We start from the raw sequence: 25,475 nt of genomic DNA, 5'->3' as shown, positions 1-25,475 counted from the left end.
ATCCGTGCCATGAGCGTATCCATCAAGCCCGCGCAGACGTATCGCGACGACTTCTCGTTCCGCAACAGCCCGGCGGCGATCGCACGCTTTCCGTTTCCGTTCGCCGAGGACCGGTACATGTATTCGGTCAACATCGAGCCCGCGACGCCGCGCGATCCCGGCTCGGTCTACGCGCACTGCTTCGACATCGACGAGCACTACCGCTCCGAGATCGCCGAACGCGCGCGGGTGCTCGACGCCGAGCCGCGCCGTGCGATCGTGATGCCGCACATGGAGACCGCGTCGTGGGACACGCTGGAAATGGTCATGACGCACCTGGCGCACGACTATCCGGAGTGGTTCGCGCTCGAGCGCGACGACGATCGCTGGCGCTGGCAAAACCGCGCGCTCGACCTCGAACAGCGCTTCGTGTTCGGCGATGCGCGCACGCTGCCGTACGGCCCGCTCGAATACATCATGCGGCAGACGCAAGGCGACATCGCGCTGCTCGACCAGCGCGACGGCGACCTGTACATGGACGCCGGCGTCGTCACGGGCCCGGCCGACTGGTCGCTCGCGTTCGATGCCGGGATGAGCTTCAGGCAATGGCATGCGCCGGTGCCGCTCGCGCACCAGGCTGGCGTATTCGAGCGCGCGCTGAAATACCTGCTCGCCGTGCAGGTCGGGCAACCGGTGCGCCGCCTGAACTGGACGCTGACCATCCATCCTCGCCTCGACACGTCGCCCGAAACCTATCACCTGTGGGGCGCGGACCGCGGGCGCGTGACGCCTGACAACGTCGGCGACGCCGTGCATCTGCGCGTCGAGCTGCAATTGATGGCGCGGCTGCCGCGCAGCAACGCACTGATGTTCGGCATCCGCACCTATCTCTGCAGCATGGCCGACCTCGTCGGCAATCCGGTCTGGGCGCGCCGGCTGCACCGCGTGCTGCGCGACCTGCCCGAGCCGATCGCCGAATACAAGGGCATGTCCCGCTACCGGCACACGCTCGTCGAGTGGCTCAGCCAGTTCGACGTCGACGCGTGACCCGGCGTTTTTTCGTGATCGACCTTCACTTTCGTATGGAGCATTCAAGATGGCGAACTCCTGGCGCATCTCCGCCCTCGCGGACCGGCATCGCGCACTCGGCTCGAATCTCGAGGACTGGAACGGCATGGGCACCGCGTGGACCTATGCGAGCGATCTCGCCGACCACCACGAGGCCATTCGCACCCGCGCCGGCCTGATGGACGTATCGGGGTTGAAGAAGGTGCACTACGTCGGCCCGCACGCCGAAAGCCTGCTGAACTGGGCGACCACGCGCGACATCGGCAAGCTGTATCCGGGCAAGTCGGTGTACGCGACGATGCTCGACGAGCGCGGCAAGTTCATCGACGACTGCATCGTCTACCGGACGGGCCCCAACGCGTTCATGGTCGTTCACGGCGCGGGCACGGGGTACGAGCGCCTCGTGCGCTCCGCGTACGGCCGGCAGGTCGCCGTGCTGTTCGACGACGACCTGCACGACCTGTCGCTGCAAGGGCCCGTCGCGGTCGACTTCCTCGCCGAATACGTGCCGGACATCCGCAACCTGCCTTACTTCCACCATATTCAGACGCGCCTGTTCGGGCGGCCGGTGATGATCTCGCGCACCGGCTACACCGGCGAGCGCGGCTACGAGCTCTTCTGCAAGGCTGCCGACGCGCCGCTGATCTGGGACACGATCATCGAGAAAGGCCGCGCGATGGGCATCGTCCCGTGCGCGTTCACCGCGCTCGACTGGCTGCGCGTCGAGAGTTCCCTGCTGTTCTATCCGTACGACAACTCCGAGATGTACCCGTTCGCCGACGAACGCGCAGGCGACACGCTGTGGGAACTCGGCCTCGATTTCACGGTGTCACCCGGCAAGACCGAATTCTGCGGCGCTGCCGAGCATGCCAGGCTGGCCGGCAAGGAGCGGTTCCGGATCTTCGGTGTCGAGCTCGAGGCCACGAAGGCCGCGCAGGCGGGCGACACGCTATGGCGGGACGGCAGACAGGTTGGCGTGATCACGTGCGCGATGGTGTCGCGGCTGACGGGGCGCTCGCTCGCGATCGCCCGCCTCGGCGTCGAGCATGCCCACGCGGGCGCACCGCTCGTCGTGAAGGGCAGCATCGAGACGCGCGCGAGCGCCGCGCTGCTGCCGTTCGACGATCCCGACAAGACGAAGCGCACCGCCATCGGCTGACGCCGTGACGATCGTGCGCGGCCGCACGCCACCGGCGGCGGCCGGCCTTCCCCGCAATCCGATCCGTTTCGAGGACACCCGACGTGAATCCGAACTACATCCTGACGATCAGCTGCCCGGCCACGTCCGGCATCGTCGCTGCCGTCACCGCTCATCTCGCCGCATCGAACTGCTACATCAGCGAACTGGCGCAGTACGACGACGAGGTCAGCAGCACGTTCTTCATGCGTGCCGTGTTCCGCTTCAACGCTGGTGCGAGCGGCAACGTCGAGCAGCTGCAGCGCGATTTCGGCAGCGTCGCGCGCGACTTCTCGATGCAGTGGCAACTGAAAAGCGCCGGCGATCCGATGAAGGTCCTGCTGATGGTCAGCAAGTTCGACCACTGCCTGTCCGACCTGCTGTACCGCTTCCGCAAGGGCGAGCTGCGCATGCAGATCACCGCGGTCGTGTCGAACCATCTCGACCTGCGGCCGATGGCCGAGCGCGAGGGCATTCGCTTCATCTACCTGCCGATCACGCCGGACACCCGGGCGCGGCAGGAGGCCGAGCTGATGCGCATCGTCGACGAAACCGGCACCGAGCTCGTCGTGCTGGCCCGCTACATGCAGATCCTGTCGAACGACCTGTGCGAGCGGCTCGCCGGCCGCGCGATCAATATCCATCACTCGTTCCTGCCGGGGTTCAAGGGCGCGAAGCCGTACCACCAGGCATTCGAGCGCGGCGTGAAGCTGATCGGCGCGACTGCCCACTACGTGACGTCCGACCTCGACGAAGGGCCGATCATCGAGCAGGAGGTGCAGCGCGTCGACCACGTGCTGCAACCGGACGATCTCGTGTCGATCGGGCGCGACACCGAGACGGTCGCGCTGTCGCGCGCGGTCAAGTACCACACCGAGCACCGCGTGTTCCTGAACCAGAGCCGCACGGTGATCTTCAAATGAGCGGCGCGACGCTCATCGACGGCAAGGCGATCGCCGACGCGCTGCTGGAATCCGTCAGGCAGGACGTCGCGCGGCTGCGCGCGGAAGGCGTGATGCCCGGCCTCGCGGTCGTGCTCGTCGGCGACGATCCGGCGAGCCACGTCTACGTGCGCAACAAGATCCTGCGCGCGCAGCAGGTCGGCATCCGTTCGATCGAGCATCGACTGCCCGCCGACACCGCGGCGCCCACCTTGCTCGCGCTCGTCGCCGAACTGAACGCCGATCGCGACGTACACGGGATTCTCGTGCAGATGCCGCTGCCCGCGCAGCTCGACGCCGCTGCCGTGATCGACGCGATCGATCCGCGCAAGGACGTCGATGGTTTCCATCGCGAGAACGTCGGCGGCCTCGCGCTCGGCCAGGACGTGTTCGTGCCGTGCACGCCGTCGGGCTGCCTGCATCTGCTGCGGGAGATCGTCGGCGATCTGCGCGGCAAGCATGCGGTCGTCGTCGGGCGCTCGAACATCGTCGGCAAGCCGATGGCGGCGCTGCTGCTCCAGTGCGACTGCTCGGTGACGACCGTCCACTCGCGCAGTACGAATGCCGCGCAACTGTGCCGCCAGGCGGACATCGTCGTCGCGGCGGCAGGCAAGCCGGGGCTCGTCGATGCGGGCTGGATCAAGCCGGGCGCGGTCGTCGTGGACGTCGGCATCAACCGGATCGAATCCGGCGGCGCGACGCGGCTCGTCGGCGACGTGGACCACGAGAGCGTGGCGCGCGTCGCCGGTGCATTGACGCCGGTTCCGGGCGGCGTCGGCCCGATGACGATCGCCTTCCTGATGAAGAACACCGCGCTCGCGGCGCGGCGGCAACGCGCGACGTGACCGACGTCCGCGCCCGAATGGCAAATCACTTCCAACGAGGTAGAACGCGATGACACAACGTGTTGCAATCATCGGTGCGGGCCCGTCGGGCATGGCCCAGCTTCGCGCCTTCCAGTCGGCCCAGGCGAAGGGCGCGGACATCCCGCAACTCGTCTGCTTCGAAAAGCAGCGCGACTGGGGCGGCATGTGGAACTACACGTGGCGCACCGGCACCGACGAATTCGGCGAGCCGGTCCACGGCAGCATGTACCGCTATCTGTGGTCGAACGGCCCGAAGGAATGCCTGGAGTTCGCCGACTACACGTTCGAGGAACACTTCGGCAAGCCGATCGCGTCCTATCCGCCGCGCGAAGTGCTGTGGGACTACATCAAGGGCCGCGTCGAGAAGGCCGGCGTGCGTCCGTACATCCGGTTCGGCACCGTCGTGCGCCAGATTGCGTTCGACGACGCCAGCGGCCGCTTCACGGTGACCGTGCACGATCTCGACAACGACGTCGTGTATGCGGAAGACTTCGACTACGTCGTGAACGCCTGCGGCCATTTCTCGACGCCGAACCTGCCGAGCTTTCCCGGCTTTGACAGTTTCGGCGGGCGCATCCTGCACGCGCACGACTTTCGCGATGCGCTCGAATTCAAGGACAAGGACATCCTGCTCGTCGGCAGCAGCTATTCGGCCGAGGACATCGGGTCGCAATGCTACAAGTACGGCGCGCGCAGCATCACGAGCAGCTATCGCACCGCGCCGATGGGTTATCACTGGCCGGCGAACTGGGAAGAAAAGCCGTTGCTCGAGCGCGTTCGCGGCAACGTCGCGTTTTTCGCCGACGGCAGCAGCAAGAAGATCGACGCGATCATCCTCTGCACCGGATACCAGCACCATTTCCCGTTCCTGCCCGACAGCCTGCGGCTGAAAACGAACAACCGGCTCTGGCCGCTCGACCTGTACAAGGGCATCTTCTGGGAACGCAATCCGAAACTGATCTATCTCGGCATGCAGGACCTCTGGTACTCGTTCAACATGTTCGACGCGCAAGCCTGGTACGCACGCGACGTGATCCTCGGCCGCATCGCGCTGCCCGGGTTCGACGCGATGCACGCCGACAGTCTCGCGTGGCGCGCGCGCGAGGAAGCGCTGGTCACCAACCAGCAGATGTTCGAGTACCAGGGCAGCTATATCCAGGACCTGATCGACGCGACCGACTATCCGAACTTCGACATCGCCAGCGTCAATCGTACGTTCCTCGCGTGGAAGCACGACAAGCACGAGAACATCATGGGCTATCGCGACAAGTCCTATCGCTCGCTGATGACCGGCACCCAGTCGCCGCCGCATCACACGCCGTGGCTCGACGCGCTCGACGATTCGATGGAAGCGTACCTCGGCGAGCGGCCGCCCGAGCCGCGCGTGCGCGCAGGCTGACCGTCACGTCGCGTCGCGCCATCCGGCCGTGCGCCGGGCGCCGCGACACGAGCCGTGTCATTCGCGCCCGCGTGCATCGCGAGCCGCGCCCGTCCATCCATGCCATCCATGCAAGGAACGTCCATGCTCATTCGTCCGCCGTCCGTGTCGCGGCCGCACGAACCCGCGTTGTCCGCCCATGCGGCCGGCCGCGAACGCCATCGCGTCGCCGGTGCGGGGCTCGCCGCCGTCATGCTCGATGCCGGCGACACGCTGCAGGTGATCGATGTCGAGGGCCGGCAGCGGGCCGAACTGCTCGCCTTGCGCGTGCATGACGGCGGCAGCGCGCTTGCCGCGCTCGACCTGACGCCCGACGACGGCGCGCGCTTCATCTCCGAACGCCTGAACGGCGGTTGCGCCGCACAACGGGATGTCACGACGCTGTTCGAACGACACGGGCTGACCGGTGCGCCGTTGCCGGCGGGTGCGATCCTCTGGTCCGGCGACACCCATGCCGGCTGCGCGCGCACGTTCGTCGCGACGGAGCCGCTCGTCGCGATCGTCGCGGCGCCGGGCGGCCCCGTGCCCGTGGACCAGGCCGGCCGGCCCGCGACGGAACTGGAGCTGTCCGTCGTGCGCGCGCGAACGTCCGCTGCCACTCAGACGAGTGCGCCGCTCGCCGATCCGCTCGCCGATTTCGTGATCCGTCCAGGCACCGCCGTCGCTTACACGGTGGCTGCCGGCGAGTACATCCAGATCGTCGACGTCGATGGCAGGCAATGCTCCGATTTCGTCGCATTCGATCTCGACGCACTCGGCCGCCATCAGGAAGTCGGCATCGATCCGACCGTCACGCGCACGCTGAACGGCCATGCGTATCCGCTGCCCGGACTGTATGCACGATTCTTCGACCAGCTGATGCAGCCGATGCTGGAAGTCGTGCACGACACCGTCGGCCGGCACGACACGTTCGCGCTCGCCTGCACGGCACGCTATTACGAAACGCAAGGCTACCCGGGCCATCCGAACTGCAGCGACAACATCAGCGCGGCGCTCGCCGATTACGGCGTCGCCGCGCGCCCCGGCTGGCCGGCAATCAATTTCTTCTTCAACACCGCGATCGACGCGCACGGGCAGATGACGATCGATGAACCGTGGTCGCGCCCGGGCGACTACGTGCTGATGCGCGCGTTGAAGCCGCTGCTCTGCGTCAGCACGTCGTGCCCCGACGACATCGATTCCGCAAACGCGTGGCAACCGACCGACATCCGGATCCGAACCTACTCAAGCGAAGCGCGCTTCACTATGTCCACCGCTCTCAGATCCACACCCGACGCGCTGCCCGTGCTGACGCGCCAATCGGGCTTCCACTCGCGCACGACGGCGCTCACGCGACAATTCGTCGACTATCGCGGCTGGCACCTGCCGGCGCGCTTCGACGGCTACGGCGCGATCGACGAATACTACGGCTGTCGCGAGCGCGCGGCGATCATCGATCTGTCCGCGTTGCGCAAGTTCGACGTCGTCGGTCCCGACGCCGAGGCGCTGCTGCAATACTGCCTGACGCGTGACGTGCGCAGGCTCGCGGTCGGCCAGGTCGTGTACTCGGCGATGTGCCATCCGCACGGCGGCATGCTCGACGACGGCACGCTGATGCGGCTCGGCCTCGACACGTTCCGCTGGATCTGCGGCGACGATTTCGCCGGTATCTGGCTGCGCGAGCAGGCGGAGAGGCTCGGCATGAAGGCATGGATCAAGTCGTCGTCCGACCAGATCCACAATGTCGCGGTGCAAGGGCCGCGCAGCCGCGAGATCCTGCGCGCGCTGGTCCGGACGCCCGCGACGCAACCGTCGCTCGACAGCCTCGGCTGGTTCCGCTTCCTGATCGGCCGCCTCGGCGGCGACGACGGCTGCCCCGTCATCGTCAGCAGGACCGGCTACACCGGCGAACTCGGCTACGAGGTCTGGTGTCATCCGCGCGATGCAGAGGCCGTATGGGACGCGATCTGGGCGGAAGGTCAACCGCACGGGCTCGTGCCGCTCGGCCTCGATGCGCTCGACCTGCTGCGGATCGAAGCCGGGCTCGTGTTCGCCGGATACGAATTCACCGACGAAACCGATCCGTTCGAGGCCGGCATCGGATTCAGCGTTCCGCTCAACACGAAGACCGACGACTTCGTCGGGCGGGACGCGCTGCTGCGCCGTAGCGCGCATCCGCATCGCCGGCTGGTCGGGCTGGAACTCGCCGGCAACGAGCCGGCCCATCATGGCGATTGCGTGCACGACGGGCGGGCGCAGGTTGGTGTCGTCACGAGCGGCATGCGCTCGCCGATCCTCGGCACGAACATCGCACTCCGCACGAATCGACGTGCATCACGCGCAGCCAGGCGACGTGCTCCACGTCGGCAAGCTTGACGGCCAGCAGAAACGCATCGACGCGCGGGTGACTGCCCCCGTCTTTTACGATCCTCAGAAGTCGCGCGTTCGCAGCTGACGCATGCGGCCGCCGCCAGGATCGGACGGCCGCACGAATCGCGCGAGATGGTTCCGTCACGAGGTGACGGAACCGCGGCGCTCGGATCACGCAACGGAATGGAGTTCGTCATTCGCGATATTGCGTGAAGACGGGGCAAGGCGGAGTTCGCCAACGTACGCGCTTTCGCCCAGTTCGCACTGGCGCGAAGCCTCCCCGTGTGCATGACGGATTTCGACCTTGTAGACGCCGCTGTCCTTCTTCAGGCCACCAAACCGGAAATCGCCGAAGCCGTCCGACACCGTTTCGGCCACCTTCCAATCGCCGCTGTACAGGGTCACTTCCGCACCCGCGATGCATTCGATCACATCGCCAATCTGCGCGCTCACGCTTCCCCCGATGAAGCAGGTGTCCCATCGCTCCAGGCCGCTGTACCACACGCGTGGCTTCGTCCCGAAGTTCGGCTGCAGCACCCTGAGGCCCTCGCGCCGAGCCTTCTCGGCCATCGACGCGTCATCGAGCCTGACCGCTTCGAACACCTCGGTCGGGCACGACTGCTGACAACGCGGGTGTGACCAGCCTTGATCGAGCAGATGCGCGTCGAAGATCCAGGTCTGCGGCAGCTGCAGCTCCTCGTTCCAGACGATCGCCTTGTACGGGCAGGCCTTGACGATGTCCGTGCGCCCTCGGGCCTTGTCCGGATCGATGATGACGATGCCGTCGGATCGCTTGCGGATCGCGTCGCCGCCGACGCGCATGCAGGGCGCGTCGTCGCAGTGATTACACATCACCGGCAAGTACGTCGTTTCGACCATGTGGGACTCGCCCTGCACGCGGCGCAGGATGCGAATGGGGCTTTCGGCGCCGGCCGCGGCAGGCGCGGCATACCCGGGAAAGTCATTGCCGACATGCTCGTCGCGCGCCGCGATGACGCAGTTCTGGCAGTTCTCGCATTGCCCGACCTTGATAACCAGATTCCATTTGCTCATCGTGTGCTCCTCACGCTGCGCGACGGATCAGGAACGCATCCGCGCTTTTCCACTTTTCCACCTGCACCAGACATGAATTCGGACTCATGCTGCTGGTACCCGCCGTCTGCGGCCGATCGGGGGTCAGCAGGTTCATGCAGCCGCCAATTTCGACGCACTCCCCGTCCAATTCGATCAACTGGAATTCAGCGCTCGCCTCGTACGACTTGACTACCCCGGCAGTGACCAGCGGCGATACATCGGCCGCGCAGATCACCGCACCGCGGTCGTTGTAGACCTTGACGAGATCGCGATGGGCAATGCCGCGGGCCGCCGCGTCGACGGCACCGAGCCTCAGCAGCCAGAAGCGATGTCCGCCAATCAACGCACGATGATCCTCGATGCTGTTGACCGAGGAGTTCTTGCCGTCGCAGTGGGTGTGAAAGCTGTAACGGCTGTGCGTGGCGATCAGTTGCAGCGGATACCGCTGTGCCAGTGGAGAGCGCAAGCCCTCCCAGGACGGGATGTATCGGTTCACCGCCGGTCGCTCCGGGTTGTCCGCCGTGTGCCGCTTCAGCAACTCGGGCACGAACTCGAGCTTGCCGCTGGGCGTCTGCAGGCCCATGCCGAATTTCTCGGCATATTGCGACGGCATCGGATGCGGCTCCTGCAGATCCTTGCGCCGGCCTTCCGCGAACCAGCGCATGTCCACCGGATGTCGCAATTCCGGTTTTTCGGTCGGCACGACGAAGTAGCCTTTACGGCAGAACTCACGCCACGAAATGTGATCCGGCAAATCCGACGAGTCGAAAACCCGCTTGACCCAGTCCAGCTCGCCGCAGCCCTCGGTGAACACGCCGCCAAGTCCCAGACGGGTCAGAATGGCGGTGAAGATGTCGTAGTCGGAGCGGGACTCGCCCAAAGGCTCGATGCACTTGTGCTGCAGCGTGATCATGCGGTGATTGACCGTATTGAAGCCGTGATGCGCGTAGCCGCCGGAATTCGACCATTCGCCGATGTCCCACCGCTCCAGCGATGTGCATGCCGGCAGAATGATATCGGCGAACGTCGCCTCGCCTTCCATCCAGATCGACTGATTGACCACGAACTCGATGCTCGGGTGACGGTAAGCATCGGCCCAGCGCCCTGCCTTCGTGACGGTGCTGAACGCGGAGCCGCCATAGCGATAGATCATGCGGATCGGCGAATAACCGGGCATCGGGTAACTGAACGGCGCGAATTGCGCTTCCTGCGACATGCCGTCCCACAGGTAGCCTGTCGCGTGGCCGTTGATGATTGCATCGGGCAACTGCTGCCGGGGCACCATCTGCTTGACGGGATTCATCGTCAGGATGTGCGGCATGCGTTGATAGTTGTTCACGGCGTTCGCGGTCCACGCGAGCTCGCCCGACATCCCGCCGTCCGCGTAGCCTGGAAAGTAGAAATTCAGATCGTGCGGCACGCCGATTTCGAGGCAGCCGAAGTTGACGCCCGGTTTGCCCCACCCCTGCATCGCCATCATCATGATCATGCAGCGCGCCCATTGGGCCCCGGTCGCACCGCGTCCCGCTCCACCGAATCCCGCGCCCGTCATGCCGACGGCGAGATACACCTTCTTGTTTCCCCACCGCCGCGCCAGGGCTCGAACGTCCTTGGCCGGCACGCCGGTTTCCAGCTCCTGCCATTCGGGCGTTTTGGGCACGCCATCCGTCTCGCCCGTCAGGTAGGCCCGCCATTCGTCGAACCCGGTCGTGCGATTAGCGACGTAATCCTTGTCGTACAGGTCCTCCATCAGCCATACATACATGATGGCCGTGGCGAGGGCCGCATCCGTTTGCGGCCGGACCGGAATCCATCGCCCGCCCAGCAACTGCGCAGTCGGATTGCAGTGCGGATCGATATGGACGAACTCGATTCCGAGTTCCTTGGCCCAAAGACGCCGCGGCGTACCTTCGAATCCGGCGTACGCGCCATTCGTGCTTTCCGGGTCGCTGGACCAGAAGACGATCATTTCGGCTTCCTTCAGGCAATCCTCGATTCCGCCATAGCCGGACGGCACGCCAACGCGCATCGAGTTGCCGAAGTGATGCATGGCGCCCCAGTACCACCCTTCCCAGCTGTCCGGATTCGCGGCCACCCGGGTGAAACCGATCAGGTTGGCAAAACGCGTCAACGCGCTGAGGTAGTAGCCGATATTGCCCCACTGATGGTGCGACGACATCGGAAACGTGATGGAGCCCGGACCGTGAACCCGCTTTTGCCGATTGATCTCCTTCGCGACGATATCCAACGCCTCGTCCCAGCTGATCGGCACATAGCCAGACTTGCCGCGGTTTTGCGGATTGCGCTCGCCGTCCGGGTCGAAATCGACTCGCTTCATCGGATGAAGGATGCGCTTTTCCGAATAGACGAGCGACTTGATCGCCAATGCGTGCGGCGCGACGAGGCCACGCCGTGGCGGGCTGAAACGGCGTCCGCGCGCTTGGATCTCCCAGCTGCGTGCATCCTTGTTGTCGAGATCGACGGGCGTCACGCGAACGATGCGTCCATCTTTCACGTACACGAATAACGGGCCGCCATTGGTGCACGTGGTGTAGCGCTGCGTGCCGTCGCGCATCGCCGTACCCATCGGCAGGCTGATGGTCTGCATCATGCTCAGCGTCTGCATGAACCACACCAGCAACGCATCGTCGCCTTCAGTGACCACCTTGAAGTTTTTCGCCGCATGGATGATATCCAGGTAGTCCGGGCTGGCGGAGAGGAATTTCAGCGCGGTGGCCACGTCCTTGAATTGCATGCGCACGTCGGGCTGAGGATGCCTGCCCGCACACGACCGGATGCGGCCGTTCTTGATCTTGATGACGCGACCGATGCTTTGATCCATGAGCCCGATCCACGCGACGAGATCGCGCTCCTTGAGCCGATCGCGATAGGCAGGGAAGCGGCGTGCCGTCAGGTCGATGACCTTGGGCATGGCAAAGAGAATGGTCTTGAGGATCTGTCGTTTCACTTTTTGATCCAATGGAAAGTCTGAGCCAGTGCAAGCATCGGCGCATTACGGACCGGCTTCCCCGAGCGGGCAAACTGCTCAGGTGGGCGCGGTCATGTCTGGTGGTGGTTGAAAGGCCCGGCAAAGCCGGGCCCATTGCACAATCCGCCGCCGGGATTGACGTCAGGGAACGTGGGCCGTCCGCGCTAGAACGTATAGCCGACGTTCAGAAAGACGTTAATGGGTTCGATCCGGAGCGTCGACCTGGAAACGATCTGCGTTCCGGTTGCGGTGCGTCCGTATATGGTCATGTGCGTCTTGAGCGGGATGTAGCCGACCGACGCTCCGACCGACCAGTGTTTGGAAATCGCGTAAGTTGCCCCGACGTCGAACACGGGGTTCCACGATGCACTGAGGGTCGCGCGTATCGATCCGCCAGGACCCACGCTATCGGTGATGAACTGGGTGTTGGTTGCTCGAACCTGCGTGAACCACGTGTAGTTCACACCCACTCCGACGAAAGGACGAAACTTCGACTGCGCCTCGAACAGGTGATATCGAAGCTCGATGGCGGGCGGCATCGGCCTCGTCGTGCCGAGGGTGCCGTACTTCGCGAGCGTACCGTTGCCCTTCAGATTGACCGTGAGCGGCAGGCCGATGAGTGTGGCGATGCCGAGGTGGTCGGTCACGTAGTACTCGGTGTTGATGCCGAGCGTATCGGTTGACGACGCGTGTGCACCCGTGCCCGGTAACTGCTGATTGACGGCGACACCACCCACGCTCTCCACGGTGAGCGGCGTGGCATTGCCCTGGGGTGCGACGTGAAGCCACCCTGTCGACAGGGTAAAGCTTCCGGCCGACTGGGCATGCGCATTTCCGGCAAGCGCAGCCGAACAGATAACACCCGCCGCAACGGCAGGCCGAACATTTTTCCAGTAGTTCATCACGCGTCTTCTCCTGCCTCATCGGCTAAATGGCTTTTATCGTCCACACGGCTTTAACAATCCCGCGCATTGCGCCGGATCGTTGGATCGGTTCTCGCATCTCCAGACCGAATCCAAACATCGCCCCCCTTCTTACGTATTTATAATCAGTACAACGATATGATTTCTCCGAGTCCCCGAGTTGCTTGATGTCTTCGCACCGTGTGGAGTCAGGAACTGCGAACGTCTGCTACTTCTTTCCCTTCTTAACTCTGTCGCTTTGGCACCCCGTGCGTATCCGACGCCGCGTTGCCGTCAACACTGCTCCCGGCACTCGCCGCGATCGCGATCGAAAACGCGAACGGAAAACGTCCAAGCACGGAAGTCGCCAACGATTCGAGTTCCGCGTCGGGCAGTTCGACATGAACCGAAATCCCGCGCGACGCGTCTTCAACGACGCTAACCGTTGCGCCTTCGACGCCAGCTTCCACGAGCGCAGACCGCAGCGCATCGCCGGTTTCGATCCGCTTCAGCGCGGGCTTGAAGATCTTGCCGACACCCGTCAACGGCATCGTTTCAACGATCCGTATGCCTTTGGGAATCGCAGCGCGTTCGCTGATCTCGTCACGCAGGAACGCTGCCATTTCCGCTTCATTTGCCGTTACGTCCGGCTTGAGCTGGACATAGGCGACCGGCAGTTCGCCAGCGTGCACATCAGGACGCCCGACTGCCGCGGCAATCTGCACTGCGGGATGTCGGTGCAGGGCTTCTTCGATCGCTACCGGATCGATGTTGTGTCCGCCACGAATGATCAGCTCCTTCTTTCGGCCGGTGAGCCAGAAATAGCCGTCTGCGTCGCAGCGCCCAAGATCGCCGGTATTGAGCCATCTGGCGCCATCGGCCAGATCCATCCAGATGCCGCTGTTTTGCTCCGGCCGCATATAGCCGATGAACACGTTCGGACCCGAGATCACCAGTTGGCCAACTTCGTCCGCAACACAGTCACGCACATAGCGGCCCGCTTCATCGACCATCACGGCTTTCATGGCCTGGCCCGGGAGGCGAAGGCCGATCGAGCCGATCCGCCGTTCGCCAAGCGGCGGATTGACGCTGCTGATACAGGTGCCTTCCGTCAGACCGTAGCCTTCGAGGATCCTGATTCCGGTTCGCGCCTGGAAAGCACGCAACAGTTCCATCGGCATCGGCGCAGCACCGCACAACCCGTATTCGAGCGAACTGATGTCTCGGCCTTCAGCGGGCACGTCAAGCAACGAGCCATAGAGGGTCGGCACGCCGCTGAAAAAGTTGATCCGGTAATGCGAGACGATATCCCAGAAGCGTTTGACGACGCCTTCTCCGCGATACCCTTGCGGTGTGCCCACCACGACATGCGCACCGCGTGAAAACGGCAGCAGCCCTGTCACCATCACGGCATTGACGTGGAACAGCGGCAAGCCGCAAAACATCGTCTTGCCCGGGCCGACGCTTTCGCCGAGGAACCGTCCGGCGCTCCATGCATTGGCCACCTCGTTGCCGTGCCGGCGCATCGCGATCTTAGGCAGGCCCGTGGTGCCGCCCGTGCAGAAGTAGGACGACACGTCGCCCCTGTTCTTTCGGTGCGGCGTGGAGAGCTCCATGCCCGGCTCCCGTGCGATTGCTTCGCCGAAGTCGTGGATGGCGATCTGCGCAGGAACCGCGCCTCGCACACCTTCCTCGCCGTGCAATCTCGAGCACTCGCCGCGCTGAAGCATTCGCGCCGCAAATCGCTGTTCGTCCGGCGCATGGTCGGCAAGGTTCACCAGCACGACATGCTTGAGCGACGCAACCTTGTGCAACACCGCCTGCACTTTCTGCCACAGGTCCGTGCCGGGATACGGTGCCAAGGTGACGATCACACTGGCGCCGGACGCATTGAGCAACTCGCCGATCGCGTCGCTTTCGAGCAGTGGATTGATCGCGCAGACAATGCCGACCGCCTCGCCTCCCCAGATCACGAAGTGCGTTTCGGGCAGGTTCGGCAATAGATAGGCGACGACCGTGTCTCGCTGCACGCCCAGTCGCGACAGCATGTTGGCCGTGCGCGTGATGTCGCGCACCAGTTCGCTGTAGGTCCAGCGCTCCGGGTTCGCGTAGGCGTCCGCGGTTGCGAAGAACGAAAGCGCGGGTGCCGATGGATCGATGGCGGCGCCCCGGCAGATCATTTCGTAGGTGCTCGACGGAATATCCGCCGGTTGCCCCTGCGATTCGATAGCGTGGACATCCTGCTCGTTTGCGACGCCTTTCATGCGGCCTCTGCGACGACGACGTTGCGCTGGGTGCCCAGATCGATCGAGCCATCCTGGCTGACGATGCGGGCTTCCACCACATCGCCGTCGTGCAGGTACTGCGGCCGCTCCGCTTGCAACGCGAGGAAAAGACGCCATTTCTCCGCTTCGGGCAGCTGTGCCGCGGCGCGCTGCTTCTCCGGCGACGGAATGATCAGCGCGCAACCGGAAGGCGTACCCGTTGCGAGCAAGTCACCGACATGCAGGTCCTGAACGCCGGACAACTCGGTCAAGGTCTCTGCCGGACCGTAGACAAGACCCGAAGTGGAATCGCTCTGTCGAACCGTTCCGTTGACGGTCAGCGTCAACGCGAGGTCCTTCAGCTTCGGCATGTCGTGCTTCTCGAGCAGGCAAAGGTAAGGGCCGACCGGGCCAAACGTGCGATAGCTCTTGCCCTTGTAGAACTGCATCTGCGGAATCTGGATGTCGCGCGCGGAGTAGTCGTTGACGATCACGGTGCCGGCGATGAAATCGTGCAGGTTCTCGTCAGTCACCGTTTCGCGGGACGTGATGTCGCGCTTGAGGACCAGACCGAGCTCGATCTCATAGTCGAGAAACCGTACCTCGCGTGGCTTCACCAGTTTCGAGTCGGCAGCGACGATGCAGCTCGCGGCCTTCGTGAAGATCATGTTGAACTTCTTGACGTCCGGGTCCATGCCCGATTCGATCATGTGCTGGCGATAATTCGCACCCTGGCAGATGAACTGCTGATTCGCCGTGACCGGCGAGAGCCATTGCACGGTCGACTCGGGAATCGTCGGACCGTCGAGTTCGAGCAGGCGCTCAACCGGATTCGCGGCGATAAATTCCGCCGTGGTCGCGAATTCGCCGGGAATGGGCGTGATGGTGCCGTTTCGTACCACGCCCCAACGAGCGCGGCCTTCGTGCCGATAATGCAGAACATGCAGTGACATGGTTTCGTGCCTCTAGTGTGCGGAAATGCGGGGGTGTCAGGCGAATATCCTGGCGAGCGCCAGCAGCTTGCTCAGCGTCAGATCCGGACTGCGCCGGAGGTTGCGAACGAGGGCGGCCAGGCTCGACAGCGAGAGTTTGGGTTTGGTGAAACTGCGTGGCATCGCCGGCCCCCATTGGGCCATCGCTTCACGGCTGACCGTATGCTGGCCGGTGGGTGCGTCCGACGTGAAGAGGTCGCCGTCGCAGTAGTGTTCGTGCTTGTCGCCCCAGGGGTCTTGCCAGTAGTCGAATATCTGGCTGCCCAGAATATGACGTCCGATACCCCAAGCGTGCGTCCAGCCTTTTTCGCGCAGCACGCGCTGCCCCATGCCGACCGCGTCCGCATCGATCAATTCGAAGGCGCTATGGCTGTACTTCGGAATGAAGCCTTGCGCCAGCGCGAGCGTGTGATGGTCGGCTGGCTGCTCGCCCAGATCCAGGCGCATGAAGGCGACGGCGGGTGAGCCGTCCGGGAGCGTCTGCACATCGCTCGGGATAAAACCGAAGTGCTGTGTGTACCACGCGCACGTTTCCTGGAAGTCCGCCAGCTCGAGCACGACATGCCCCAGCTTGATGACTTCAGACGCGTCCGCCGGCGGGCGCTGCGTGTCGTTGATTCGTACTGCCGCGTCCACGGAATTGAATTGAAGCGCGTTTCGATGGGGCAATGGTTCGACTTCGCGAATGCCCCAGACCGCATCGACGCGAAAGCCCGACGGGTCGGTCAACGTGACGCGATATCCGCCGCCTGGCCAGTCCGACGATTCCACTCCCGAGGCGCCGGGAAGTTTGGTCAGCGCATGCAGGTCCGACTTGCTGTCGACCTGCAACCCAAAGCCGGCAAACCGGGCCTTCGTCGCGTGGCGAACGACATAACAGAACGGCGCCGGGCCAGTGCCGCGCAACAGCAACAGTGCTTCGTTTCGAAAGACCGTTCGCAGTCCGAAGTCGTTAAGAAATCGCTCGGCCTGTCCGAGGTCCGGACGGTCGAAGATCAAGTACGACAACGCCGATGCCCTGGTCGTCGGATGGGGATGACGCGACGGTTGTGCAGTCGTCAATCCGGGAACGCCACGATGCGCACTTGTCTCCACGCTCAGCTCCTATCGTCTCTATGGTTGGTGGTCCGATTCATTGCTCGGCCTGTTGATGACATTAAACTCATCGCTGATATTTTTGTCAATAAGTGCGATCGAGACGGTACTTGCCTGGCGGCGCTGCCTGGGGCAGCGCTGTATCCTCGGATGCCGGCGCGCCCACACGCAGCCTATTTCGTCATAGTTGATAAATATATCATTTGTGGGTACGATGTCGTATCTAGAGTCGACATCAAGCCGGACGGTCGTCGTCTCCCCATCCCGAGAAGCAGCACCGGCCAGCCACGCACGAGCCCGAAGATGTCGACGAATCCACCCGCAACGCGCGAGCCGCAGCAAGAGCGTGCGCGACCCCATTCATACCAGCGCCAGGCCCTGCTCTGCGGTGCCCTCGCAGTCGGGCTCGGCGTCCTGATGTGGACCTTGCGTCCGGTGCTGACGCCGTTCTTGCTTGGCGGCTTGATTGCCTACATGCTCCAGCCCGGCGTCGAATGGCTCGCGAGTCGGCGTATTCCACGCTCTCTGGCAGCGCTCGTCATGATGCTTTTGTTTGCGTCGGTGATCGTGTCGCTCGGGCTGCTCGTGTTCGCCGTGATCCAGAAGGAGCTGCCGGCGCTCGCCGCGCGAGTTCCAGGATTGTCGGCACAGATCAATGCGTGGCTGCAGCCGAAGCTCGCCATGTTCGGCCTGGACGGGTCGTTCGATTTGTCGAGCTTGCGCACCGTACTGACGAGCCGGCTCGAAGGCGGCGAGCAGTCGGTACAGCTTGCAGCATGGCGCTATGTGCGCACGGGCGGCAGCGCATTGGTTGCCGTGGTGGGCAATGTCGTCGTGGTTCCGCTCGTGCTGTACTACCTGCTATACGACAGGCGCAAGTTCTTCGCTCGGATCGAAAGCCTCGTGCCTCGGCCGTGGCTCGGCAAAACATACGCGCTCGTTACCGAGATGGATCAGATTCTGTCGCAATATCTGCGCGGCCAATTGCTCGTCATGGTCGTGCTCGCCACGTTCTACCCGATCGCGCTGGGCCTCGCCGGCTTCGGCGTCGCATTGCCTGTCGGCCTGTTTACCGGGCTTGCGGTCTTCATCCCTTATGTCGGCTTCGCGACGGGGCTCGTACTCGCGCTACTCGCCGCGCTGCTCCAGTTCGGCGACTGGTACGGTTTCGGTGCGGTGGCCTTGATCTACGGGATCGGGCAAGTGCTCGAGACGGCGTTTCTGACGCCGCGGCTCATCGGCGAGCGCATCGGCCTGCATCCGCTCGCGGCAATTTTTGCGCTGCTGGCGTTCGGCGAACTGTTCGGCTTCTTCGGCGTACTGCTCGCGCTTCCTGTCAGCGCCATCCTTGCGACGGCACTGCGCGAGGTGCGTCGGCGCTATCTGGCAAGCACGCTTTATACGAATGGGCGGGAGTAGGCTCCCCTCCGCCAGAAAAACGCGCTGCCGTAGCAAGCATGAGACAGGGTTCATACGATTAGAACGCGGGCGCGGCGGACGCCGGCACCCGCAGCCACCGCGAGCGCGGCAGCACGACGCCGGCAATCTTCAGAACATTTGGTGTGTCGGGAAACGAGACCGTCCCGGTTACACCCATCCGCTCGCCGTCAACGCGGCGCTACCGGCAACGGCCGCAGTGCGACGCGCTCTGCCTCGGCACGATCCAAACCCAACGTCTGCAATACGGCCACGGCGGCGCGCTCCGCAAGCTGCTCTTGCGCAACGTCCCGGTCCTGATCCCGTTCGGCCGGCAATCGGCCCGAAGCGGCGACATTGAGTTCCGCGGCAATCGCCGCGAGCACGATGCCGGTTACCGAGACATGGCTCATGAAGGGATCGGCCGCGGCGAAGCGTCCGGCGGCAATGCCCATCTCGCTATCGCGCCGCAGCCGCCGATGCATACCGAGGTGCAGTGCGCGATCCGAAAATCCCTCGCGGATCAGGAAACGCCCCCAAACCGGTTCGCGCCGCGCGCGCAACAACGTGTGTCGCACGCACACGGCGATCACTTCCGCCGGATCGGATAGGCCGCTCACAAGCGCATCGAGTCGGTCGCCGAACTCCTCGATCACCCAATCGACGAGCGCCGCATGAAGCGCATCCTTCGATTCGAAGTGGTTGTAGAACGAGCCGAAGCCCACATCCGCCGCTTCCGTGATCTCGTTGATGGTCACGTACTCGAAACCTTTCGTCGCCACCAGGGCGAGCGCCGCCTCGAGCAGGCGAGCACGCGTCTCGCGCTTGCGCCGCGCACCGCGAGGTTCGCGCCGGTCGCCATCGCCGGGGCTCGCACCGCCCACCGCATGAGCACCGCCGACTTCCATTGCCCCTTGGCCGGGCCATTGCGCCCCCGCGTGCCCACCGTTCACCGGCGCGCCCGTCTCTTTTTTATCGCTCATCGTTTCGGACCCAAAAGTCATAATTGACAATTCTATCATCTTCGACTTTAATGTCACCATCGATCGGTGCTTATCGGTAAAAACCCTGACGAAAGACTGGTCGCCTTTCCTGTTGCTAACCCTTGCTTTGGAAACATCGTGAAACTCCCAGGTCTTGAAACGCGGCCGTCCTCGCGCCCGTCTTCCACTGCGCTGCCCCGTCGGGCCGGCCTTTGTCTCGTCGTTTGCGGCGCGGTCCTGCTCGCGGCTTGTCATTCGCGCGAACCGGTCGCGCCCGAGGTGAAGCCCGTCGTCGCGCTCGCCGTGCATGCCGACGGTGCGCCGGACGCCACCTCATTGCCGGCCCAGGTCGACGCGCGCTACGCGACGACGCTTTCGTTTCGCGTCGGCGGCAAGATTGCCGAGCGCCGCGTCCACCTGGGCGATACGGTGAAAGCCGGGCAAGTGCTCGCGCTGCTCGACCCCACCGACCTGCGCAACAATGTGGCGAACGCACGCGCTCAGCTCGATGCGGCAACGCACCAGCTCGCCTATCAGAAGCAGCAACTCGCTCGGGACCAAGCGCAGGCGCAGGCCAACCTGATTGCCCCGGCGCAGCTGGAGCAAACGCAGAACGCCTATGCAACGGCGCTCGCGCAGCGCGATTCGGCGTTGGCTCAGATGGGCCTGGCCGAAGACCACCTGCGCTATACGACTTTGGTCGCGGACCACGACGGCGTGATCAAGTCCGAGGACGCCGATACGGGCCAGAACGTCGAGCAAGGGCAGGCCGTCTATCACCTCGACTGGAGCGGCGATATCGATATCGCATGCGACGCCCCCGAGAGCGCACTGAATTCGCTCACCGTCGGCAAGTCGGCGAAGGTCACGCTGTCGGCTGTGCCCGGCAAGACCTTCGAAGCACGCGTGCGCGAGGTCGCGCCAACCGCCGATCAGCAAAGCCGCACCTGGCGCGTCAAGCTGACGCTCATTGCGCCGACTCCCGAGGTCCGGCTCGGCATGACGGCTCAGGTGCAATTCGATATCGCCCACGCGAACAACGGCGCTTCCCCCTTCGCGCTGCCGGCCACGGCGCTCTTTCACGATGGCGACAAGCCCGCCGTCTGGGTCGTTCAACCGGGCACCGACAAGCTCGTGCTGCGTCCCGTCACCGTCACGAACTACGGCGAGCGAATGGTTGAAGTCGCCACCGGCCTGCACGACGGTGACCGCGTCGTCGTGCAGGGTGTCCATACCGTGAGCGCCGGCGAGCATGTGCAAGTCGTCGCCCCGTTGCATCCCGAGGACTTCGCATCATGAGCATCGTCGATCACGAAAAGGCCGGCGACACGACGCCCGCCGCCGCTCCGCAGGCCGAAAGCAAAGGCAAAGGCGGCTTCAATCTTTCCGAATGGGCGCTGAGTCATCAGCAGCTCGTCATTTACCTGATCGGTCTGATGACGCTGTTCGGCGTCATCGGCTACACCCATCTTTCGCAATCCGAAGATCCGCCGTTCACGTTCCGGACGATGGTCATTCAGACGTACTGGCCGGGCGCGAGCGCACGTGAAGTGCAGGAGCAGGTCACCGATCGCATCGCGCGCCAGCTTCAGGCCGCGCCCTACGTCGACAACATCAAGAGCTATTCGCGCCCCGGCGAGTCGATGATCTTCTTTGCGATGAAGGACTCGGCACCCGTCAAGGAAGTGCCTGAAACCTGGTATCAGGTGCGCAAGAAGGTCGGCGACATCCGCGCAACGCTGCCGCAAGGCATCGTCGGCCCGTTCTTCAACGACGAGTTCGGCGACGTCTATACGAACATCTATGCGCTTGAAGGCGACGGCTTTTCGGCCGCGCAGCTGCACGACTATGCGGACCAGTTGCGCACGGTGCTCCTGCGCGTGCCGGGCGTCGCGAAGGTCGATTACTTTGGCGACCCCGGCCAGCACATCTTCATCGAAATTTCGAACACGCAGTTGACGAAGCTCGCGATCACGCCCGCGGAACTCGCTCACGCCATCGATGCGCAGAACGCCGTGGCGCCGGTCGGCACGTTCACCACGTCCGACGACCGCGTATTCGTGCGCGCCAGCGGTGCGTTCAAGGACGTGCATGCGCTCGAAGACATGCTGATTTCGGTGAATCACCGTACGTTCCGCCTCGGCGACGTCGCAAAGATCCACCGCGGCTATGACGATCCGCCCGTCACGCAGATGCGCACGAACGGCCATGCCGTGCTCGGGATCGGCGTCACGATGCAGACCGGCGGCGACGTGATCCGCCTGGGCAAGGCGCTCGACAGCGAGCGCGCCGAATTGCAGGCACGCCTGCCCGCGGGGCTCAAGCTCGTCCAGATCTCGAGCATGCCCGACACCGTCAAGCATTCGGTCGACGATTTCGTCGAGGCCGTGGCCGAGGCCGTCGCGATCGTGCTGGTGGTCAGCCTCGTCTCGCTGGGCCTGCGCACCGGCATGGTCGTCGTGATCTCGATCCCGATCGTGCTCGCCGTGACGTCGCTGTGCATGTATCTGTTCGGCATCGGCCTGAACAAGGTCTCGCTCGGCACCCTCGTGCTCGCGCTGGGGTTGCTCGTGGACGACGCCATCATCGCCGTCGAGATGATGGCCGTGAAACTCGAGCAAGGCTGGAGCCGCACGCGCTCGGCGGCCTTCGCGTATACGAGCACGGCCTTTCCGATGTTGACGGGTACGCTCGTCACCGTATCGGGCTTCCTGCCGATCGCGCTCGCCAAGTCGAGCACCGGTGAATACACGCGCTCGATCTTCGAAGTGTCGGCGATCGCGCTCATCGTTTCGTGGTTCGCCGCCGTCGTGCTCGTTCCGCTGCTCGGTTATCACCTGCTGCCGGAACGCAAGGCCGGCGAGCACGGTGGCCACGGCCACGGCGACGATATCTACAACACGGGTTTCTATCGCCGCATGGGCGGCTGGGTGGCCTGGTGCATCGAGCACCGTTGGCTGGTGCTGGGCGCAACGGCGATCGCATTCGCCGTCGCCATGGCGGCCTTCACTCGCGTGCCGAAGCAGTTCTTCCCGAACTCCGAGCGCCCCGAGTTGCTGGTCGACATGCGCCTGCCCGAAGGCGCTTCATTCGCCGCGACGCTGCGTGAAGCGCAGCGCCTCGAGCAGACCCTGCACGGCCGCCGCGAAATCGATCGCGTCGTCGACTTCGTCGGCACCGGCGCGCCCCGCTTCTATCTGCCGCTCGACCAGCAGTTGCAGCAGCCGAACTTCGCGCAATTCGTCATCACGGCAAAGGACGTCGAGGAACGCGAAAAGCTCATGAAATGGCTCGACGCCACGCTCGAGAAGCAATTCCCCGGCGTACGAACGCGTGTGGCGCGACTCGAGAACGGGCCGCCCGTCGGCTATCCGATTCAATTCCGCGTGAGCGGCGACAACATCGCGACGGTGCACGATATCGCACAAAAGGTGGCGGACAAGGTGCGGGCCGACGCACGCACGCGCAATGTGCAGTTCGACTGGGATGAGCCTCAAGAGCGCTCGCTGTCGTTCCAGATCGACCAGAACCGCGCTCGTCAACTCGGTGTGACCTCGCAGGACGTGTCGAACTTCCTCGCGATGACGCTTTCCGGCTACACGGTCACGCAGTACCGCGAGCGCGACAAGCTGATCGACGTCGATCTGCGCGCACCCAAGAGCGAGCGCGTCGATCCGTCGCAACTCGCGAGCCTCGCCGTTCCGACACCCAGCGGCCCCGTGCCGCTCGGCACGCTCGGCCATGTGCGCACGGCGCTCGAATACGGCGTGATCTGGGAACGCGATCGGCAGCCGACCATCAAGGTGCAAGCCGACATTCGCGGCGACGCGCAAGGTATCGACGTCACGCACGACGTCGACCGGCAACTGAGCGAGCTTCGCGCGCAACTGCCGATCGGCTATCGGATCGTGGTGGGCGGCTCGGTCGAGGAAAGCATGAAGGGCCAGACGTCGATCAATGCCGAAATGCCGATCCTCATCATCGCGGTGCTGACCCTGCTCATGATCCAGCTGCAGAGCTTCTCGCGCACGTTCATCGTCGTGCTGACCGCACCGCTCGGCTTGATCGGCGTCGTCGGTGCGCTGCTGCTGCTCGGCGAACCGTTCGGGTTCGTCGCCATGCTCGGCGTGATCGCGATGTTCGGCATCATCATGCGCAATTCGGTGATCCTCGTCGATCAGATCGAGCAGGACATCGCGGCCGGCCAGCCGCGTTTCGATGCCATCGTCGGCGCGACCGTCAGGCGCTTCCGTCCGATCATGCTCACGGCCGCCGCCGCGGTGCTGGCGTTGATTCCGCTCCTTCGTTCGGGCTTCTTCGGCCCGATGGCGACCTCGCTCATGGGCGGCATCACGATTGCGACCGTACTCACGCTGTTCTTCCTGCCGGCCCTTTATGCGACTTCCTTCCGTGTTCGGCGCGACGAGCGCGCACTGCAGCAGCCCGTCGTCGAACACGCGGAGATCTGATCATGCAACTTGCCATCAAGACATCCGTTATCGCCGTGTTCGCGGCACTTGCAACGAGCGCCTGTTCGTTGGGCCCGAGCGGTACGCCGCCCGCGATGCCGTCGCCCGCGCATTATGGGGCGCAGTCGCAACCTCAGCAGACCGTCGCGGCAGGCGGTACAGCGCAGCATTTCGATGTCGGCGCAACGCCAGGCCCGCAATGGTGGAAGCTGTACCGCTCCGACGCACTCGATGCGCTCGTCGAGGAAGGGCTGCGCAACAACCCGACGCTCGCCGCCACGCAGCGCTCGCTCAATGCCGCGCAGCAGGAACTGCGGGCCCAGATCGGTGCGTCGACGTTGCCGTCGGTCGACGCTGGCGCGCAGGTCGAGCGTACGCGTTCGCCCGTCGTCCCCGGCATCGGTCCAAGCACCGAACGCTACAACGTCTTCGTCGGTCAGTTGCAGGCGCAGTACAACTTCGATCTGTTCGGCGCCACTCGCTACGGGAACAAGGCCAGCGCGGCGCGCGTCGACGTGCAGGCGTATGAACTGGAGGCGGCGCGCCGCGCGCTCGCCGCGAATATCGTCGGCGCCGCCATCCATGTCGCGGCGCTCGATCGTCAGATCGCGCTCACCGAACGTCTCGTGACGCTCGCCGGAGATACGTCGCGCGACGATGCGCAGCGTCAAGCGCTCGGCTCGATCTCGCATGCGCAGGCACTGGCCTCCGCGCGGCAGGCCGGCGCACTCGCCGCGACCCTGCCGCCGCTGCGACAGCAGCGCGCGAGCACCGTCCACGCGCTGGCAGTGCTGTTGGGTCGAACGCCGGATGCGGCGCCTGTCGTCCCCGATCTGGACAGCCTTGCGCTGCCCGAGCACGTACCGGTCGCCGTGCCGGCGCAGTTGCTGCGCTCGCGTCCGGATATTCAGGCCGCCGAAGCCGCTTTACAAGCGGCCGCGGCCGATGTCGGCCAAGCGACGGCGCAGCTTTTCCCGAGCCTGTCGCTGACGGCCTCGATGGGCCGCGCCGGCTTCAGTTGGCCGGCCCTGTTCACCGGCGCCGGCGGCATCTGGGCGATCGGTGCAAGCGCTGCGCAACCGATCTTCCATGGCGGCGCGTTGCTCGCGCATCGGCGTGCGACGAAGGAGACGTATGAGGCAGCGGTGCTGCACTACAAGTCGACGGTCCTGTCCGCGTTCGAGAATGTCGCCGATTCGCTCGCCGCGCTCGACAACGACGCGCAGACGCTCGCATCGACCGAAATCGAGGCGCGCTCGGCGCATGAACTGTTCGACGAAACGACGTCGCGTTATCGACTCGGGTCCTTGCCGGTATCGGCGGCTCAAGCGAGCGAACAGCAGTTCCTGACGGCACAGCTCGACGCGGTCCGCGCGCAGAGCCAGCGGCTCGGCGATACCGCCGCACTGTTTCAAGCGATGGGCGAATTGCCGCCCGAGCCAGGGAAGTCGGCGTCGCGCGATTGAGTCGCGC

The 25,475-nt window shown here is 64.4% G+C and carries 17 protein-coding genes; 10 read left to right on the top strand and 7 right to left on the bottom strand.

Annotated elements, in window-relative coordinates:
- Window positions 1-9: 9 nt before the first annotated feature.
- The 6 genes from C7H84_RS23115 to C7H84_RS23090 all read left to right on the top strand — a co-directional run bounded on the left by C7H84_RS23115 (window position 10) and on the right by C7H84_RS23090 (window position 7,824).
- Window positions 10-1,026, top strand: coding sequence for a DUF3445 domain-containing protein (locus C7H84_RS23115; protein ID WP_121860937.1), 1,017 nt, complete (start codon window positions 10-12; stop codon window positions 1,024-1,026).
- A gap of 49 nt (window positions 1,027-1,075) precedes the next feature.
- Window positions 1,076-2,206 (top strand): aminomethyltransferase family protein, encoded by a 1,131-nt coding sequence (locus C7H84_RS23110; RefSeq protein WP_121860936.1) that lies wholly within the window; start codon window positions 1,076-1,078, stop codon window positions 2,204-2,206.
- Window positions 2,207-2,289: 83 nt separating this feature from the next.
- A complete protein-coding gene (gene purU, locus C7H84_RS23105; RefSeq protein WP_121860935.1) occupies window positions 2,290-3,147 on the top strand; it encodes a formyltetrahydrofolate deformylase in 858 nt (285 codons plus the stop codon).
- The gene (gene folD / locus C7H84_RS23100; RefSeq protein ID WP_121860934.1) at window positions 3,144-4,010 is read left to right on the top strand and encodes a bifunctional methylenetetrahydrofolate dehydrogenase/methenyltetrahydrofolate cyclohydrolase FolD; all 867 of its coding nucleotides are present in this window, start codon (window positions 3,144-3,146) and stop codon (window positions 4,008-4,010) included. The genes purU and folD overlap by 4 nt, the downstream gene beginning before the upstream one ends.
- 49 nt (window positions 4,011-4,059) lie before the next feature.
- Window positions 4,060-5,430, top strand: coding sequence for an NAD(P)/FAD-dependent oxidoreductase (locus tag C7H84_RS23095; protein WP_121860933.1), 1,371 nt, complete (start codon window positions 4,060-4,062; stop codon window positions 5,428-5,430).
- Window positions 5,431-5,553: 123 nt separating this feature from the next.
- Window positions 5,554-7,824: an aminomethyltransferase family protein gene (locus C7H84_RS23090; RefSeq protein ID WP_240462077.1), complete on the top strand. Its 2,271-nt coding sequence runs from the start codon at window positions 5,554-5,556 to the stop codon at window positions 7,822-7,824.
- A 165-nt stretch (window positions 7,825-7,989) separates the two neighbouring features.
- On the opposite strand, the gene C7H84_RS23085 is transcribed toward C7H84_RS23090, so the two are convergent.
- From C7H84_RS23085 to C7H84_RS23060, 6 genes are all read right to left on the bottom strand, one after another.
- A complete protein-coding gene (locus C7H84_RS23085) occupies window positions 7,990-8,871 on the bottom strand; it encodes a 4Fe-4S dicluster domain-containing protein (protein WP_121860932.1) in 882 nt (293 codons plus the stop codon).
- A 10-nt stretch (window positions 8,872-8,881) separates the two neighbouring features.
- Window positions 8,882-11,860: a molybdopterin-dependent oxidoreductase gene (locus C7H84_RS23080; protein WP_121860931.1), complete on the bottom strand. Its 2,979-nt coding sequence runs from the start codon at window positions 11,858-11,860 to the stop codon at window positions 8,882-8,884.
- A gap of 185 nt (window positions 11,861-12,045) precedes the next feature.
- Window positions 12,046-12,783: an OmpW family outer membrane protein gene (locus tag C7H84_RS23075; protein WP_121860930.1), complete on the bottom strand. Its 738-nt coding sequence runs from the start codon at window positions 12,781-12,783 to the stop codon at window positions 12,046-12,048.
- A 245-nt stretch (window positions 12,784-13,028) separates the two neighbouring features.
- Window positions 13,029-15,047: an acyl-CoA synthetase gene (locus tag C7H84_RS23070; protein WP_121860929.1), complete on the bottom strand. Its 2,019-nt coding sequence runs from the start codon at window positions 15,045-15,047 to the stop codon at window positions 13,029-13,031.
- The gene (locus C7H84_RS23065; RefSeq protein WP_121860928.1) at window positions 15,044-16,000 is read right to left on the bottom strand and encodes a fumarylacetoacetate hydrolase family protein; all 957 of its coding nucleotides are present in this window, start codon (window positions 15,998-16,000) and stop codon (window positions 15,044-15,046) included. Before C7H84_RS23065 ends, C7H84_RS23070 begins: the two co-directional genes overlap by 4 nt.
- A 36-nt stretch (window positions 16,001-16,036) precedes the next feature.
- Window positions 16,037-17,134, bottom strand: a complete 1,098-nt coding sequence (locus C7H84_RS23060; protein WP_121860927.1) for a VOC family protein — start codon at window positions 17,132-17,134, stop codon at window positions 16,037-16,039.
- 303 nt (window positions 17,135-17,437) lie between these two features.
- On the opposite strand from C7H84_RS23060, the gene C7H84_RS23055 reads away from it, so the two are divergent.
- Window positions 17,438-18,553, top strand: a complete 1,116-nt coding sequence (locus C7H84_RS23055; RefSeq protein ID WP_121860926.1) for an AI-2E family transporter — start codon at window positions 17,438-17,440, stop codon at window positions 18,551-18,553.
- A 188-nt stretch (window positions 18,554-18,741) separates the two neighbouring features.
- Here C7H84_RS23055 and C7H84_RS23050 read toward each other — a convergent pair whose 3' ends face one another.
- The gene (locus C7H84_RS23050; RefSeq protein ID WP_121860925.1) at window positions 18,742-19,458 is read right to left on the bottom strand and encodes a TetR/AcrR family transcriptional regulator; all 717 of its coding nucleotides are present in this window, start codon (window positions 19,456-19,458) and stop codon (window positions 18,742-18,744) included.
- A gap of 213 nt (window positions 19,459-19,671) precedes the next feature.
- Here C7H84_RS23050 and C7H84_RS23045 point away from each other — a divergent pair, with 213 nt between their 5' ends.
- From C7H84_RS23045 to C7H84_RS23035, 3 genes are read left to right on the top strand one after another with little or no spacing between them, the layout of a single operon-like run.
- Window positions 19,672-20,832 carry an efflux RND transporter periplasmic adaptor subunit gene (locus C7H84_RS23045; RefSeq protein ID WP_121860924.1) on the top strand — a complete coding sequence of 387 codons (1,161 nt, stop codon included), beginning with the start codon at window positions 19,672-19,674 and terminating at the stop codon, window positions 20,830-20,832.
- The gene (locus tag C7H84_RS23040; RefSeq protein ID WP_121860923.1) at window positions 20,829-24,002 is read left to right on the top strand and encodes an efflux RND transporter permease subunit; all 3,174 of its coding nucleotides are present in this window, start codon (window positions 20,829-20,831) and stop codon (window positions 24,000-24,002) included. The genes C7H84_RS23045 and C7H84_RS23040 overlap by 4 nt, the downstream gene beginning before the upstream one ends.
- A 2-nt stretch (window positions 24,003-24,004) precedes the next feature.
- Window positions 24,005-25,468 carry an efflux transporter outer membrane subunit gene (locus C7H84_RS23035; RefSeq protein WP_121860922.1) on the top strand — a complete coding sequence of 488 codons (1,464 nt, stop codon included), beginning with the start codon at window positions 24,005-24,007 and terminating at the stop codon, window positions 25,466-25,468.
- Window positions 25,469-25,475 lie beyond the last annotated feature (7 nt).

It is taken from the genome of Burkholderia sp. Nafp2/4-1b, from assembly GCF_003635165.1.
Taxonomy (GTDB): Bacteria; Pseudomonadota; Gammaproteobacteria; order Burkholderiales; family Burkholderiaceae; genus Burkholderia.
This window is presented reverse-complemented; position numbering and strand designations above follow the sequence as displayed.